The sequence below is a fragment of the Flexivirga sp. G2 genome (assembly GCF_055397625.1).
In genome coordinates this window covers 248,338-263,380 of record NZ_AP039675.1, presented here as the reverse complement: position 1 = coordinate 263,380, position 15,043 = coordinate 248,338, and the positions used below count along the sequence as shown (strand labels likewise).

At 67.9% G+C, this 15,043-nt stretch carries 13 protein-coding genes; 9 read left to right on the top strand and 4 right to left on the bottom strand.

Annotated features, from left to right (window positions below; translation table 11 throughout):
* Positions 1-23: 23 nt before the first annotated feature.
* Together ACZ50J_RS01290 and uppS are read right to left on the bottom strand one after the other, a co-directional pair.
* A complete protein-coding gene (locus ACZ50J_RS01290; protein ID WP_464299480.1) occupies positions 24-1,370 on the bottom strand; it encodes a cytochrome P450 in 1,347 nt (448 codons plus the stop codon).
* 94 nt (positions 1,371-1,464) lie between these two features.
* Complete coding sequence (gene uppS / locus ACZ50J_RS01285) at positions 1,465-2,172, bottom strand: polyprenyl diphosphate synthase (protein ID WP_464299479.1); 708 nt, start codon at positions 2,170-2,172, stop codon at positions 1,465-1,467.
* A 47-nt stretch (positions 2,173-2,219) separates the two neighbouring features.
* Between uppS and ACZ50J_RS01280 the strand changes: the two genes are divergently transcribed.
* Positions 2,220-3,317 carry a P1 family peptidase gene (locus tag ACZ50J_RS01280; RefSeq protein ID WP_464299478.1) on the top strand — a complete coding sequence of 366 codons (1,098 nt, stop codon included), beginning with the start codon at positions 2,220-2,222 and terminating at the stop codon, positions 3,315-3,317.
* A gap of 337 nt (positions 3,318-3,654) precedes the next feature.
* Here the strand turns inward: ACZ50J_RS01280 and ACZ50J_RS01275 are convergent, their stop codons facing one another.
* Complete coding sequence (locus ACZ50J_RS01275; RefSeq protein ID WP_464299477.1) at positions 3,655-4,506, bottom strand: GNAT family N-acetyltransferase; 852 nt, start codon at positions 4,504-4,506, stop codon at positions 3,655-3,657.
* Between the two features lie 288 nt (positions 4,507-4,794).
* Between ACZ50J_RS01275 and ACZ50J_RS01270 the strand changes: the two genes are divergently transcribed.
* Positions 4,795-5,649: a tryptophan 2,3-dioxygenase gene (locus ACZ50J_RS01270; RefSeq protein WP_464299476.1), complete on the top strand. Its 855-nt coding sequence runs from the start codon at positions 4,795-4,797 to the stop codon at positions 5,647-5,649.
* Between the two features lies 1 nt (position 5,650).
* Positions 5,651-6,898: a kynureninase gene (locus ACZ50J_RS01265; RefSeq protein ID WP_464299475.1), complete on the top strand. Its 1,248-nt coding sequence runs from the start codon at positions 5,651-5,653 to the stop codon at positions 6,896-6,898.
* Here the strand turns inward: ACZ50J_RS01265 and ACZ50J_RS01260 are convergent.
* The gene (locus ACZ50J_RS01260) at positions 6,895-7,332 is read right to left on the bottom strand and encodes a RidA family protein (RefSeq protein WP_464299474.1); all 438 of its coding nucleotides are present in this window, start codon (positions 7,330-7,332) and stop codon (positions 6,895-6,897) included. The two genes, ACZ50J_RS01265 and ACZ50J_RS01260, sit on opposite strands and share 4 nt — an antisense overlap.
* A 106-nt stretch (positions 7,333-7,438) precedes the next feature.
* Between ACZ50J_RS01260 and ACZ50J_RS01255 the strand changes: the two genes are divergently transcribed.
* The 6 genes from ACZ50J_RS01255 (at position 7,439) to ACZ50J_RS01230 (ending at position 15,035) form a co-directional block, all read left to right on the top strand.
* Positions 7,439-7,927, top strand: a complete 489-nt coding sequence (locus tag ACZ50J_RS01255) for a cupin domain-containing protein (RefSeq protein WP_464299473.1) — start codon at positions 7,439-7,441, stop codon at positions 7,925-7,927.
* The gene (locus tag ACZ50J_RS01250) at positions 7,924-8,847 is read left to right on the top strand and encodes an acyl-CoA thioesterase (RefSeq protein ID WP_464299472.1); all 924 of its coding nucleotides are present in this window, start codon (positions 7,924-7,926) and stop codon (positions 8,845-8,847) included. Before ACZ50J_RS01255 ends, ACZ50J_RS01250 begins: the two co-directional genes overlap by 4 nt.
* Positions 8,844-10,511: an AMP-binding protein gene (locus tag ACZ50J_RS01245; protein WP_464299471.1), complete on the top strand. Its 1,668-nt coding sequence runs from the start codon at positions 8,844-8,846 to the stop codon at positions 10,509-10,511. The genes ACZ50J_RS01250 and ACZ50J_RS01245 overlap by 4 nt, the downstream gene beginning before the upstream one ends.
* A complete protein-coding gene (locus ACZ50J_RS01240; RefSeq protein ID WP_464299470.1) occupies positions 10,508-12,901 on the top strand; it encodes a bifunctional salicylyl-CoA 5-hydroxylase/oxidoreductase in 2,394 nt (797 codons plus the stop codon). Before ACZ50J_RS01245 ends, ACZ50J_RS01240 begins: the two co-directional genes overlap by 4 nt.
* Positions 12,888-13,727: a PaaX family transcriptional regulator gene (locus tag ACZ50J_RS01235; RefSeq protein ID WP_464299469.1), complete on the top strand. Its 840-nt coding sequence runs from the start codon at positions 12,888-12,890 to the stop codon at positions 13,725-13,727. Before ACZ50J_RS01240 ends, ACZ50J_RS01235 begins: the two co-directional genes overlap by 14 nt.
* A 207-nt stretch (positions 13,728-13,934) precedes the next feature.
* The gene (locus tag ACZ50J_RS01230; RefSeq protein ID WP_464299468.1) at positions 13,935-15,035 is read left to right on the top strand and encodes an S-(hydroxymethyl)mycothiol dehydrogenase; all 1,101 of its coding nucleotides are present in this window, start codon (positions 13,935-13,937) and stop codon (positions 15,033-15,035) included.
* The last annotated feature ends 8 nt before the right edge of the window (positions 15,036-15,043 follow it).

The following is a 15,043-nucleotide window of genomic DNA, read 5'->3' as shown; positions in this document are numbered from 1 at the left end:
TCTCCCACCGTACGGTGGCAGTCTCAAGACGCCGCCGGCACCGTCTCTACGGGCTGGGTGCGGTCGGCCGGCGTGAGCCGTGCGGGCAGGTTCTCCCAGCCGCGCAGGATGCGGGTCGGACGACGTTCCGCGCCGGGCAGCAGCTCGACGGTGCCGAACCGGTCGTAGAAGGCACGCAGTCCGACCTGCCCCTCCATCCGTGCGAGCGACGCGCCCAGACAGTAGTGCCGCCCGGCCGAGAACGACAGGTGATCACCGGCGTTCGCCCGCCCGATGTCGAACCTGTCCGGGTCGGCGAACACCTTCGGGTCACGGTTGGCGCCGGCGAGGACGGTGATGACCAGCTCCGCCTCCTTGAGGCGCTGCCCGACGATCTCGGTGTCCCGGCTGACCTGTCGCCCGGTCAGCAGCACCGGCGGGTCGTAACGCAGGACCTCCTCCACCGCGTTTGCCCAACCGGAGGGGTCGTCGCGCAGCAACTGCAGCTGCTCCGGGTGCTCGTCGAGCAGCCGAATGCCGTTGCCCAGCAGGTTGACCGTCGTCTCGAAGCCGGCCGCGAGCACCAGTCCGGCGGTTGCCTTCAACTCGCGTTCGGTCAGCTGTGCGCAGTCGTCGCTGGCCTGCACGAGCTGGCTGAACAAGTCGTCGCCCGGGTGCTTGCGCAGCCGACCGAGGTGGTCGCCCAACCAGGCGTCGAACTCGTCGAGCGAGTCCTCGACGTCGCGGAAGTCGCGCCAGCTCAGACCCATGTCGAGGCTGGGCGCCGCGCCGGCACCGAGCCGCAGCACCAGGCCGCGGTCCCGCTCCGGCACGCCGAGAATCTCCGAGATGACCTCGACCGGGAGCTTCGCGCAGTACGACTCGACCAGGTCGACCGGGCGGTCGGCCGGTATGTCGGCCAGCAGGTCGGCCGCGATCTGCTCCGTGCGTACGCGCAACTTCTCGACCGCCCGTGCGGAGAAGACCCGGGTCACCAGCTTGCGGTAGCGGGTGTGGTCCGGCGGTTCGACCGCGAGCAGCGATGGCGACTCGACCGGGTTGAGCCCGTCCCGCTTCGCCCATCGTCCGATCCGACCGAGGACGGTGCCTTCCTCGAAGACGAAACCGGCATGAACATCGTTGCTGCTCAACGTTTCCCGCACCGCAGCATGGTCGACGGTGATGTGCCCCAGACGCCATTTCGCCATCGTGCCCTCGGCGCGGATCTCGTTCAGCAGCGGCACGAGCTCGCGGGTGCTGACCTGCTCCGCCTCGGTCGACATACGACCCTGGAAGTCGCCTTTGCGCGCCGCCATACGCATCAGGCCGCCGGGCAATCCGTGCCCGAGGCCCCACCGCACGCCGCGCTTCACATGATCTGCCGGGTTCATCGCGCCTCCGCGTTTACAACAGGTGTAGTGATCCACTTCACAGTAGGCGGGAAAGCCGCTCGACGCCACCCGTTGCCGTCGGAAACCTCCGCGATCAGCTCGCGGCGCGTGCCCGTCGCCGGCCGTACTCGGCAAGCGCAGCGTCGAGATCGCCCTCGTCGAACGCCGGCCACATCTTGTCGCTGAACACGATCTCCGCGTGTTCGCTCTGCCACGGGAAGAAGCCCGAGATGCGCCGCTCCCCACTGGTACGGATCACCAGATCGATGTCCTTGATCGGCCCACCCGGCAGTCGACTGCCGATCGCCGCGATGAGCGCCTCGCCGTCATGGACCGCGCCGTCACGCAGCAGGTCACGGACCGCATCGACGAGGTCCTGTTTCGGGTCGTACCCGATAGCGAGGGTGAGGTGGCTGCGCCGATCGGCGGTGTCCCGCATCGCATCGCGCAGCGCAACGGCACAGCTCGTCGGCAGCAGGTCGAGATCCCCCGCGACGTGCAGTTGCCATTCGCCCGTCTCGCGGACCCGCGCCGGCACCAGGGTCTCGAGCAGGTGGAACAGGTAAGCGACCTCGTCACCGTCGCGTTTGCGAATGTTGTCCGCCGACAGGACATAGACGCTCGCATGCCGTATGGCGCGAGCCGTCAACCACCGCAACAGATCCGCGAGGTGATCCGCGCCCGCGCGGTGGCCGGCACTGGCTCCGGCGAGACCCGCCGCCTTCGCCCAGCGACGGTTGCCGTCCATGATCACGCCGACATGCGTGGGACGTGCACCGATGGTCGATCCCGAGGTCCTCATGCCGAGATTCTCGCAGCGCAACCTGATCGCCAACTACGGTTGAGCACATGCCTCCCGATCGCAGCGAAGCTCCCGTGCCGACCGATCGCGCGCGGGCTCGCGAGCTCGGGCTGGCGCCGGGCACCGGCACACCCGGCCCGACCAACACGATCGTCGACGTCCCCGGCGTGCGTGTCGGTCAGGTGACGATCGACGAGGGCACGCGGCTGCACACCGGCGTGACCGCGATCGTGCCCGACGCCGTCGACGTCGCCGGCGGTCGTATGCCGGCCGGCCTCTTCGTCGGCAACGGTTACGGAAAGCTCGTCGGCGCAACGCAATTGGTCGAACTCGGGGAGATCGAGACGCCGATCCTGTTGACCGGCACGCTCTCCGCTTTCCGGACCGCCGACGCGCTCGTGTCCTATGTGCTCGAGAAGCCGGGCAACGAAGGTGTCGAGACGCTCAATCCGATCGTCGGCGAGACCAACGACGGATTCCTGTCCGACATACGCAGCCGGCCGATCACGGAAGCCCATGTCCGGCAAGCACTTCGGAGCGCGAGCACCGATCCGGTGGAGCAGGGGTGTGTCGGTGCAGGCACCGGCACGGCTGCGCTCGGTTTCAAGGGCGGCATCGGCAGTTCGTCACGCGTCGTGGATCTCGGCGGCTTCGGCACGTGCACGGTCGGTGTGCTCGCTCAGACCAACTTCTCCGGCACACTCACCGTGCGCGGCGTGCCGATCGACGCCACCGAGGCCCTTGGTCTCGACACACCCTCCTCCGCTTCGTCATCCCGAGCGATCGACCAGCGGGAACGAGGCAACTCGTGCATGCTGATCGTCGCGATCGACGCGGGGCTGGACTCTCGACAGCTCACCCGAGTCGCCACCCGCTCGGTCTTCGGTATGGCGCAAGTGGGTTCCGAATTTGCCCAGGGCAGTGGGGATTACGCGATCGCGTTCGACACGGGAGAGCGGCGCGGCATACCGGATGCACAGCTGGGACCGATCTTTGCCGCCGTACTCGAGGCGACTGCCGAGGCGCTGCTCGACTCACTCTTCCTGGCGACCACCACCGAGGGTTTCCACGGGTACACCAAGCACGCCGTGCCGCTGGATTTCGTGGCCGCCAAGTGTGCGGCCGCAGGCGTGTTCGACCGCTGACGGTCTCGATACACCTCCCCCGCTGTGCTCCTCCGGCACTCGACCCGCGCGGTGTGGTCTCGATACACCCTCCTCCGCTGCGCTCCCCCGGGCACTCGACCCGCGCGGTGTGGTCTCGATACACCCTCCTCCGCTGCGCTCCCCCGGGCACTCGACCCGCGCGGTGTGGTCTCGATACACCCTCCTCCGCTGCGCTCCCCCGGGCACTCGACCCGCGCGGTGTGGTCTCGATACACCCTCCCCGCTGCTCTCCCCCACTCTCGGCCACCTCTCACAGATGACCGAGGAGCACGTGAGGAACGAGCGTGCGTCTCGAGGTCCTCTCCGACCGGCGCGGTCAGGCGAACTTCAGCCGCAGGTCGTTGCCGAGGTGCCGGTAACCCAGGGCGCGGTAGATCTTGTTGGAGGTCGGGTTCACCAGCTCGGTGTAGAGCATGCACGTGTGCCCCTGCTCCTGCTGTCGACGACTCGCGGTCGCCACGACGGCGCTGGCGTAGCCGTGACCGCGTTCGGCCCGCGGCGTGTAGACGCCGGACACCCGGACCACCCCGCCGAACGGCGCACTCGCCCAGCACATCGCCACGGGACGCTCGCCAACGGTCCACAGACTGACGTTGCCGGCTGCGATCTGCCGCCGTGCCGTCGCCGAGGCGTCGATCGTCGTGTCGCCGATCTCCTGCATGAAGGCGCTCACCCACGACGAGACCAACGGCATGTCCGCGTCGTTCGCCGTCCGGTGCTCGCCCTCGACCGGCCAGGGCAACTCGGCCGGGACCGGCAGGTCGTAGACGCCCATGCCCTCGCGCCCGGAGATCTGCCGGCCCACCACCGGTAGGTAGCCGTCGGCGAACTCCAGTGCGGCCTCCTGCGGTCCGTTGACCCCGATCAGGTCGGCATCCGTCGCGGCCAGATATTCAGCGAGCGCCGTGACCGCACCCGGAATCGACTGCGGCAGGTGCAACGGGTGCGGCGGGGTCAGCATCGCAACCAACTCGGGCCGGCCCGTACCGCCCGTGACCACGAACCACTTCGGATCGACATACCGGCTCGGTTCGCGGATCAGTGAATCGGTGACGGTCGAAAAGACCGAATAGGCAACGGGATTCGCTGCGACGAGCTCGCTAGCCAGATCGCGCACTGCGACCGGATCGGTCGCCGCCTGCACCTGCCAATGCCCCTGATCCGCCATGCGAACGATGGTCGCAGGTCGCGGCGTGGCTGGCCACCGAGTTCCCGGACTGTGCCGGTGAATTCGGCCCCCGTCGAATCGTTGCGGCCCCTTGCCGGGCGCAGGAAGCTTGTCTCGTTGCAAACCGCCGGAGGGGAACGACGGGACCGGGCGCACGCTGTCCAACAGGGGGGACAGCGTGCGCCGCCCGTCCCGGGGGCCGCACCGCTTCCGCCCCGACACCTCCGCTGCCACCTCCATGTCGACACTGCCAGACTGGGCAGACCATCGAGGAAGGGCGAGGACGCAGTGTCGATCGAAGACGGCGAACGACGGATCGAAGAGGGAGTGCGCACCGATTTCCGGTCGCGCATGGACTACGGCGGCTATCTCGACCTCGACAAGCTGCTCGACTCGCAGCACCCGGTCAGCGATCCCGTCCACCCGGACGAGTTGCTCTTCATCATCCAGCACCAGACGACCGAGCTGTGGTTCAAACTCGTCCTGCACGAGTTGGAGTCGGTGCGCACCTATCTGCAGACCGACGACGTGAGCCGGGCCCGCAAGGCGCTCGCTCGGGTGAAGCACATCTTCCGTACCCTGGCCGAGCAGTGGTCGGTGCTGGCGACCCTCACACCGAGTGAATATGCAGAGTTCCGAGGCTTTCTCGGCTCTGCATCCGGTTTCCAGTCCTACCAGTACCGCTCGGTCGAGTTCATCCTCGGCAACAAGAACGCCGGCATGCTGCCGGTCTTCGCGGCGAAGCCGGAGCAGCAGGACCGGCTGCGCGAACTCCTCGACTCACCGACCGTGTATGACGCCTTCCTGCGTTTCCTCGTCGCACACGGCCATGACATCCCGGCGCAGATCCTGGACCGGGACGTCCGACAGGCGTGGGTCGAGCAACCCGACCTGATCCCGGCCTTCCGACGCATCTACGAGGACCCGAGCGCGCATTGGGCCGAATACGCCATGTGCGAGGACCTGGTCGACCTCGAGGACGCCTTCCAGTTCTGGCGGTTCCGGCACCTGCGCACCGTGCAACGCACGATCGGCTACAAGACCGGCACCGGCGGCAGCTCCGGCGTCGACTTCCTCAAGCGTGCGCTGGACCTGACCTTCTTCCCGGAGCTCTACTCCGTGCGCACCCAGATCGGTGGCTGACATGACGAACGACATACTGGCTCAACTGCCGGATCACGTTGTCGCAGAGGCGAAGACACTGGATGCGGCCGATCCGTTGGCGGCATACCGGGACGAGTTCGTGCTGCCGGACGGAGTCGTCGCCTACCTGGACGGCAATTCCCTCGGGCGCCCCCTGCGAGCGACCGGCCGCCGGCTCGCACAGTTCGTCGACGACGAATGGGGCGAGCGGCTGATCCGTGCCTGGGACGAGTCGTGGATGGAGCAGCCGCTGCGCCTGGGTGACCTGATCGGGCAGGTGGCCCTCGGGGCCGCCGCCGGCCAGACGACGGTCGCCGACTCCACCACGGTGCTGCTCTACAAGCTGCTGCGCGCCGCAGTCGGCGCGCGCCCCGGACGCACCCGGATCGTCGCCGACACCGAGAACTTCCCGACCGACCGTTACGTCGTGCAGGGCATCGCCGCCGAGTCGGGTCTGACGATCGACTGGATCGAGCCCGACCCGGCGACCGGCGTCACGCCGGACGAGGTTCGTGCGGTGGTCACCGAGGACACCGCGCTCGTACTGCTGAGCCACATCACCTACAAGTCGGCCTTCATCGCCGACCTGCCGGCCATCACCCGGATAGTCCACGACACCGGTGCACTGGTGCTGTGGGACCTGTGCCATTCCGTCGGGCTGGCACCGATCGGGCTCGACGCCTCCGGGGTCGACCTCGCCGTCGGGTGCACTTACAAGTACCTCAACGGCGGGCCTGGCGCACCCGCCTTCGGGTATGTCGCAAAGGCGTTGCAGGACAAGCTGGTTCAGCCGATCAGCGGCTGGATGGGGCATGCGGAGCCGTTCACGATGGGTCCGTCATACGCGCCGGCGAGCGGGATGCGCCGGTTCATCAGCGGCACGCCGCCGATCCTGGGCATGCTGCCGATGCAGGACATGCTCGCGCTCGTCGAACGCGCCGGCATCGAGGCGATCCGGGAGAAGTCGATCCGGTTGACCGAGTTCGTCGCGGACGTGGCCGACGAGGTGTTCGCACCGCTCGGCGTGGTCGTCGCCTCGCCACGCGACCCTGCGATCCGAGGCGGTCACGTGACTCTGGAGCACGACGCGATGGAGTCCGTCATCGCGCAACTGTGGCAGCGTGGCGTGATACCGGACTTCCGGAGGCCACGTGGCCTCCGCGCCGGAATGTCACCGCTGTCAACGAGTTTCACGGAGGTCGCGGCGGCGTTGGCGCACCTGCACGACATCCTGCGCGCGCAGCACTAACCGTCGGTCGCCGGGCGGATCAGGCGCTCGTCCGGCACCACCGCGACACCGAGGATCTCGATCAGCGCTTCCTGCTGCCACAACGCCGTCGTGCCGATGCCGGCCATCGCCGGATAGACCGGCCCGGCGAGCTCGCGCCATACCTCACCGATCTCCCGGCCGTGCGCCTGATAATCCGGGATGTCGGTCAGATAGAGCGTGATGCTGACCAGATCCTCGGGGACCCCACCGACCGATCGCAGCGTGGCGAGCACGTTGGAGAACGCCTGCCGGAACTGCGCCACGATGCCGCCGGGGACGATGCGCATGTCCGCATCCAGCGCCGTCTGGCCGCCCAGGTGGATCGTGTTGCCGCTGAGCGTCCCGTGCGAATAGCCCCTCGGCGTCGGCAACTCGGCGGGGTTCACCGGGAGGGGCGTCAGGTCGATCGGCATCGGATCTCCTTCGTGGTTGACCTGTCCTCAGCGTAACGGGTCTATTGACATCGCCATGACGATCATGCGCCAATTGAAATACGAGACGGCCGTGAAAGGACCTGGCGTGGATCCCAACTCCGACAACTACGAAGCCATGGACAACTCGATGTACCGCAACGAAGCGGGCCTCGTGGTTCCGGTCGTCACGCGGGGAGGACACGAGCCGGATCTCGGCCAGACCGGTCAATCCGACGGAGCGACAAGGGTTTCCGGCGTGAGTATCCAGCACACCCCCGCGACCCGCATCTGGTTCGGCAAGGTGCACAACCTCGCCGGTTACCGCTCCGTCCCGCACCACCACGGCGATGCCGAGACCGGCGGCTACGTCCTGTCCGGGCGAGCCCGCATCTACTTCGGTGCGAAGTTCGAGGACTACATCGACATGTCGGAGGGCGACTGGGTCTTCGTACCGCCGCACATGCCGCACGTCGAGTGCAACCTGGATCGGAACAACCCGCTGACCTGGATGACGACCCGCACTCCGGACAACATCGTCGTCAACCTGCCGCAGGTCCCGGACAGCGAGCTGCCCGATTGGACCAATCGTCCATGACCGCAACTCGATCCGCGGACGTCACCTCGCAGATCTTCACCGACGCTGTCACCCTCACCGAGGTGGAGCCGGAGCACTTCGACCGCGCGTTCACGGCCGTCACGGGACCGTGCCCGTGGCCCAAGGCCTATGGCGGGGACCTCGTCGCGCAGGCGGTCGTCGCGGCGATCCGCACGGTGGACGGCAAGCGGCTGCACTCGACGCACTCCTACTTCATGCGGCCGGCGGAGATCGGTGCCGAGATTCGCTACGAAGTGGAGGTGCTGCGGGACGGCCGCGGCTACAGCACCCGTCAGGTGCGCGCGCACCAGGGCGGCAAACCGATCTTCGTCTGCCTGGCGAGCTTCGCGACCGGCGAGGCCGGCGGCGTCATACAGTCCGAATTTCCTGCGAACGTTGCGGATCCGGAGACGCTGCCCAGCTCCGCGGACTATCTGGACGGCACGTCCGGCGGCACGATGACCGACAACTCACGCGCCTACTGGTCGCACGGCCGCAGTTTCGACATGCGGCACGTCCCGGGCCCGATCTACCTGACCGTCGAGGGCGCCCGGGTCCCGCACCAGGCCGTCTGGGTCCGACCCTTCGACGTGTTGCGGGAGGTGCCCGGCCTGGATGCCGCTCAGCGCGACACGGCCGCGCTGAGCTACGTCTGCGACTACACGATCCTGGAGCCGACGCTGCGCGCCCTCGGCCTGGCGTGGGCCGACGAGGGTCTCGTCACCGCGAGTCTGGACCACTCCATGTGGTTCCACCGCACGGCGCCGGTCGACGGCTGGTTGCTCTACGCCCAGGAGGCGATGTCGGCCGGCGACGGTCGCGGCCTCAACCTGGGCCGCTTCTTCAGCCCGGACGGGACGCACCTGGCGACGGTCGTCCAGGAGGGCATGATCCGGACCAGCACCGGAGGTGCACGATGACCGATCTCGCCCCATCGGGATACCGGGACTCCTTCGCGCGCGACCATCTACCGCCGCGAGAGCAGTGGCCGACGCTGGAGTTCACCACCGAGTTGCTCCAGTATCCGGAGCGCCTCAATGCAGCGACCGAATTGCTCGACATACCAACGAAGAAGTTCGGCCCGGACCGACCCGCGCTGAAGACGCCTGAGGGCGAGGTCTGGTCGTACGGCGAGCTCCAGCAGCGGACCAATCAGATCGCCGGCTATCTGACCGACCGGCTCGGACTGGTCACCGGCAACCGCGTGCTGCTGCGCTCCCCGAACAACCCCTGGACGGTCGCCGCCTGGCTGGCGGTGCTCAAGGCCGGCGGCATCGTGGTCACGACGATGGCCGCGCTCCGCACCCGGGAGATCGCACCGATCGTCGAAAAGACCTCTCCCAGCATCGCCTTGGTCGATCACCGCTTCGCCGACGCCGTCGTCGAGTTGCGCGACACGGTGGCCACCGACCTGCGGATCGTCACGTATGGCGGTGCGGGCGCGGACGACCTCGCCGCGCTGATCGCCGACCAGCCCACCGACTTCACCGCCGTCGACACCGCAGCCGACGACGTCGCGATGTTCGGACCGACCTCCGGCAGCACCGGCGTCCCGAAGATCACCACGCATTTCCACCGCGACATCCTGTCCATCGACAACACGTTCGGGCGCACGATGCTGCTCCTGGAGCCGGACGACCTGGTCGCGTGCACTGCGCCCTTCGCCTTCACCTTCGGGCTCGGCATGCTCGTGGTGTTTCCGCTGCGGGCCGGTGCCTGCGCGTTCCTCACCGAGACAGCGACGCCGGCGCAGCTCGCCGACCTGGTCCAAACCCACGAAATCACCACGCTCGCAACGGCACCCACGGCATACAAGCAGATCCTGAAGTCCGGCAACATCGCGAAGCTGCGCAGTCTGCGCACGGCGGTCAGCGCCGGCGAACACATCCAGCTGGAGACCTGGCGGGCGGTGCACGAGCAGCTCGGCCTGAAGATCATCGACGGCATCGGGGCGACCGAGATGCTGCACATCTTCATCACCGCCGCGGGCGACGACATTCGCGAGGGGGCAACCGGCAAGCCGGTGCCCGGCTATCGGGCCACCATCGTGGACGCCGACGGCAACGAGGCCGCACCGGGTGTGGCCGGGCGGCTGGCCGTCATCGGCCCGGTCGGTTGTCGCTACCTGGCCGACGACCGACAGCTCGGTTACGTGGTGGACGGCTGGAACATCACCGGCGACACCTTCAGCCGCGATGCGGACGGCTACTTCTGGTACGAAGCACGCACCGACAACATGATCGTCTCCTCCGGCTACAACATCGGCGGCCCCGAGGTCGAAGCTGCGATCGAGGACAACCCCGACGTGGCCGAGTGTGCGGTGGTCGCCAAACCCGACGCCGAACGCGGCTCGATCGTCTGCGCCTTCGTGGTGCTGCGCGAGGGCGTGTCGCCGAATGCGGCCAAGGGCAAGGAGATCCAGGACTTCGTGAAGGCGCACATCGCGCCATACAAGTATCCGCGCGAGGTGCGCTTCGTCGACAGCCTGCCCCGCAACGCGAGCGGCAAGCTGCAGCACTTCCGGTTGCGCGAGATCGTCGGACAGGAAGCTGCCGCTGCGCCCACCGGGGAGACCTCCTCGTGAAGGTCGCCATCGTCGGCGGCGGTCCGGGCGGCCTCTACCTCGCCACCCTGATGAAATCGCTCGACGCCGGCCACGAGATCACGGTCTGGGAGCGGAATGCGCCCGACGACACGTTCGGCTTCGGCGTCGTCTTCTCCGACGAGACGCTCGGCAGCATCGAGGGTGCGGATCCGGTGGTCCACGCCGCCATGGAGGCGCGCTTCGCCCGCTGGACGGACATCGACGTCACCGTCGACGGGCACGAGTTCACCGTCGGTGGGCAGGGATTCGCGGCCATGTCCCGGAAGGAGTTGCTGCAGATCCTGCAGCAACGGGTCGCCGACCTCGGGGTCACCGTGCACTACCGGACCGCCGCACCGGACGTGGACCGGCTCCGGCGCGACCACGACCTGGTGGTCGCCGCCGACGGACTGAACTCGACCGTCCGGACCACGTATGCCGACGTCTTCGCACCGGACCTGGACCGACGGCACAACAAGTACATCTGGTTCGGCACCGACCTGGTCTTCGAGGCCTTCCAGTTCTTCGTCAAACAGACCGAGTGGGGCACCATGCAGATCCATGGTTACCCCTACTCCGGGTCGGGCTCGACCTTCATCGTCGAGATGCACGAGGACGTATGGCGCCGCGCCGGCCTCGACCGCACGGCGCAGGACGACCTGCCACCGGGCGTCTCGGACGACTACGCGGTCTCCCGGATCGCCGAAATCTTCGCCGACGAACTGCAGGGTCACCGGATCCTGACGAACAACTCCAAATGGCTGAATTTCACCACCGTTCGCAATGATTCGTGGCATCACGGCAACGTCGTCCTACTGGGGGACGCCGCGCACACGGCGCACTTCTCGATCGGCTCCGGCACCAAGCTGGCGATGGAGGACGCACTCGCGCTCACCGCGTGCCTGCACGAGCACGCCGACGTCGAGGAGGCCCTTGCGGCATACCAGGAGGAGCGCAAGCCGGTCGTCGAGTCGACGCAGCGTGCCGCCCAGGCGTCGCTGGAATGGTTCGAGAACATCGGCATGTATGCCGGGCAGGCGCCGGCCCAGTTCGTCTTCAACCTGCTGACCCGCTCCCGTCGAATCACCTTCGACAACCTCAAGGAGCGCGACCACGCGTTCGCCGACCGGATGGAGGAGGAGTTCGCAGGGGATCAGGGCTCGGGCGAGGTCGCGCCCGCGATGTTCCAGCCCGTGTCGATCGGCCGCCTGCGACTGCAGAACCGGGTGATCGTCTCGCCGATGGACATGTACTCCGCGACCGACGGGCTCCCGGACGACTTCCACCTGGTGCATCTGGGGTCCAAGGCACTCGGCGGCGCCGGTCTGGTGATGACCGAGATGATCTGCACCTCACCGGACGGTCGCATCACGCCCGGATGCACCGGTCTGTGGAACGACGCACAGCGCGACGCCTGGCGGCGGATCACCGACTTCGTGCACGAGCGGTCGACGGCTCGGATCGGCGCGCAGATCGGGCACTCCGGCCGGAAGGGCTCGACCAAACTCATGTGGGAGGGCATCGACGAACCCCTCGCGGACGGCAACTGGGAGGTCGTCGGCCCGTCGGCGATCCCGTATGGCGACGGCTGCCACCTGCCGCGAGAACTCGGGCGAAGCGAACTCGACCGGATACGAGACGAATTCGTGGCCGCAGCAGAGCGTGCAGTCGATGCGGGGTTCGACCTGGTGGAGGTCCACGCGGCACACGGCTACCTGCTCAGCTCCTTCCTGTCCCCCGTGTCCAACCAGCGCACCGACGAGCTGGGTGGCCCGCTGACAGCCCGATTGCGTTATCCACTAGAGGTTTTCGACGCCGTGCGCTCGGCAGTGCCGTCCGACATACCGGTGACGGTGCGGATCTCCGCCACCGACTGGCTCCCCGACGGCAACACCGACGAGGATGCAGTCGAGATCGCTCAGGCCTTCATCGAGCACGGCGCGGCCGCGATCGACGTGTCGTCCGGGCAGATCGGCAAGGATGAGAAGCCGGCATTCGGTCGGTCCTACCAGACGCCGTTCGCGGACAAGATCCGTCACCGGGTCGCTTCCGGCGCGGACGTGAAAGTCATTGCTGTCGGGGCGATCTCGAGCTACGACGACGTCAACTCGATCCTGCTGGCCGGCCGCGCCGACCTGTGCGCGATGGCCAGGCCGCACCTCTACGACCCGCAGTGGACACTGCATGCGGCGGCCGAGCAGGAGTATGCCGGTCCCGGTGCACCCTGGCCCGACCAGTTCGCCGCCGGCCGGCGTCGCCCGCCCACCGCACGCACCGACAAGGTGCCACCGCGTTTGCAGCTGCTGCGCGACGGCGAAGCAGCGGATGTGCACCTGCGGTGGAGACCCGCGGCGGCCACTGTGGACAATGATCGCGATGACCGCCGCTGACGAGCAGAGCGCGAAGATCCGCTCCCGCCGCACCCGCAGCCTGATCGTGTCCTTCCTCGGGTCGGTGGTCCGGCAGCACGGCGGCTGGCTCCCGATCGCCGGAACGATCGAGCTGTTGAGCGAGCTCGGTGTCGACGCACCGAGTGTGCGGACCGCGGTCTTCCGGCTCAAGGAGCGCGGTTGGCTGACGGCCGAGGCAGGGGACGGGGTGCGTGGCTACCGGCTGACCGAACACGCCCTCACAGTCCTCGCCGAGGGCGACGAGGTCATCTGGCACGCCCGACGACCTGCTGACCTCGAGAATGGTTGGTGCATAGTCAATTTCAGCGTTCCAGAGTCCGACCGGAGCAAGCGCTACAAACTGCGCTCCCATCTGAGCAACCTGGGGTTCGGCAATGTCGGCACCGCGACCTGGTTGGCTCCGGCGCGGATGCAGAGCGCCGCCGAGGGAGCGATCGCCGATCTCGGCCTGGACAAATATGCCGCCGTCTTCGTCGGCAACTACGTGGGCACGCAGGATCTGACGTCGCTGCTCTACGACAGCTGGGACCTGGCCGGCATCGACCGCAGCTACCGCGCATTCATCGAGCGGCACGAGCGGATCGCGACCGACCTCGGTGCGGGTGCGACGCCCGACCCGCGGGAGGCCTTCGCGGCATACCTCGGCGTCATCGATGCCTGGCGTCAGCTGCCGTTCCGTGACCCGGGCCTGCCCCGCGAGTTGCTCGCCGACGACTGGAGTGCACCCGAGGCAGTCGCCCTGTTCGAGCAACTCGTGCAGTTGCTCGAGGCGCCCGCGCTCGCGCACGCCGCCCGTTTCTGGTGACCGACCAAGGACCTTGAGGAGTTCGTGAGGGACGAACGAACGTCTCGAAAGCCCTTGCACCGGGAGGCTTCGAGACACTCCTCCGCTTCGCTCCCCCGTTCCTCAGCCACCTCAACAGAAGGTCCTTGAGGAGTTCGTGAGGGACGAACGAACGTCTCGAAAGGTCAGGGTAGCGTTTCTCACGAGCAGCCGACGTGAGGAGTCACCATGCAGCAAGTGAAAGCCGTTGTCGCCACAGCGAAAGGCGCGCCGGTCAGCATCGAGACGATCAACGTCCCCGACCCGGGTCCGGGCGAGGCCGTCGTCGCGATCCAGGCGTGCGGGGTGTGCCACACCGACCTGCACTACCGCGAGGGCGGCATCAGCGACGACTTCCCGTTCCTGCTCGGCCACGAGGCCTCCGGCGTCGTCGAGTCCGTGGGTGACGGCGTCACCGACGTGGCGCCCGGCGACTTCGTGATCCTCAACTGGCGCGCGGTCTGCGGCGAGTGCCGGGCGTGCAAGCGCGGCGAGCCGAAGTACTGCTTCGCCACCCACAACGCGACCCAGAAGATGACGCTCGAGGACGGCACCGAGCTGTCGCCCGCACTCGGCATCGGCGCCTTTGCGGAGAAGACCTTGGTCGCCGCAGGCCAGTGCACCAAGGTCGACCCGTCGGCCCGCCCGGCCGCGGCCGGACTGCTCGGCTGCGGCGTGATGGCCGGCCTCGGTGCGGCGATCAACACCGGCGGTGCGACACGCGGCCGGTCGGTCGCGGTCATCGGCTGCGGTGGCGTCGGCGTCGCGGCGGTTGCCGGCGCGGCATTGGCCGGGTCGTCACCGGTCATCGCGGTCGACATCGACCCGCGCAAGCTCGAGGCGGCGAAGTCCGCCGGTGCCACCCACACGATCGATTCCTCGAAGGTCGACCCGGTCGCGGAGATCAAGGCGATCTGCGAACGCATCTACCCCGGCGCCGAGGGTGCCGACGTCGTCGTCGAGGCGGTCGGTCGCCCGGAGACGTGGAAGCAGGGCTTCTACGCCCGCGACCTGGCCGGCACGCTGGTGCTGGTCGGTGTCCCGACGCCCGACCTCAAGCTCCCCGATCTGCCGCTCATCGACGTCTTCGGACGCGGCGGTTCACTCAAGTCCAGTTGGTACGGCGACTGCCTGCCGAGCCGGGACTTCCCGATGCTGATCGACCTCTACCAGCAGGGCCGGCTCGACCTCGACGCGTTCGTCAGCGAAGAGATCGCACTCGACGAGGTGGAGCAGGCCTTCACAAAGATGCACGACGGTGCCGTGCTGCGCTCGGTCGTCGTGCTCTGAGCGCAGCA

Coding starts and splice junctions, on each gene's coding strand:
- ACZ50J_RS01250 (WP_464299472.1), top strand. CDS start 7,924: ATGACCGCAACTCGATCCGCGGACGTCACCTCGCAGATCTTCACCGAC.
- ACZ50J_RS01265 (WP_464299475.1), top strand. CDS start 5,651: ATGACGAACGACATACTGGCTCAACTGCCGGATCACGTTGTCGCAGAG.
- ACZ50J_RS01245 (WP_464299471.1), top strand. CDS start 8,844: ATGACCGATCTCGCCCCATCGGGATACCGGGACTCCTTCGCGCGCGAC.
- ACZ50J_RS01280 (WP_464299478.1), top strand. CDS start 2,220: ATGCCTCCCGATCGCAGCGAAGCTCCCGTGCCGACCGATCGCGCGCGG.
- ACZ50J_RS01230 (WP_464299468.1), top strand. CDS start 13,935: ATGCAGCAAGTGAAAGCCGTTGTCGCCACAGCGAAAGGCGCGCCGGTC.
- uppS (WP_464299479.1), bottom strand. CDS start 2,172: ATGAGGACCTCGGGATCGACCATCGGTGCACGTCCCACGCATGTCGGC.
- ACZ50J_RS01260 (WP_464299474.1), bottom strand. CDS start 7,332: ATGCCGATCGACCTGACGCCCCTCCCGGTGAACCCCGCCGAGTTGCCG.
- ACZ50J_RS01290 (WP_464299480.1), bottom strand. CDS start 1,370: ATGAACCCGGCAGATCATGTGAAGCGCGGCGTGCGGTGGGGCCTCGGG.
- ACZ50J_RS01235 (WP_464299469.1), top strand. CDS start 12,888: ATGACCGCCGCTGACGAGCAGAGCGCGAAGATCCGCTCCCGCCGCACC.
- ACZ50J_RS01275 (WP_464299477.1), bottom strand. CDS start 4,506: ATGGCGGATCAGGGGCATTGGCAGGTGCAGGCGGCGACCGATCCGGTC.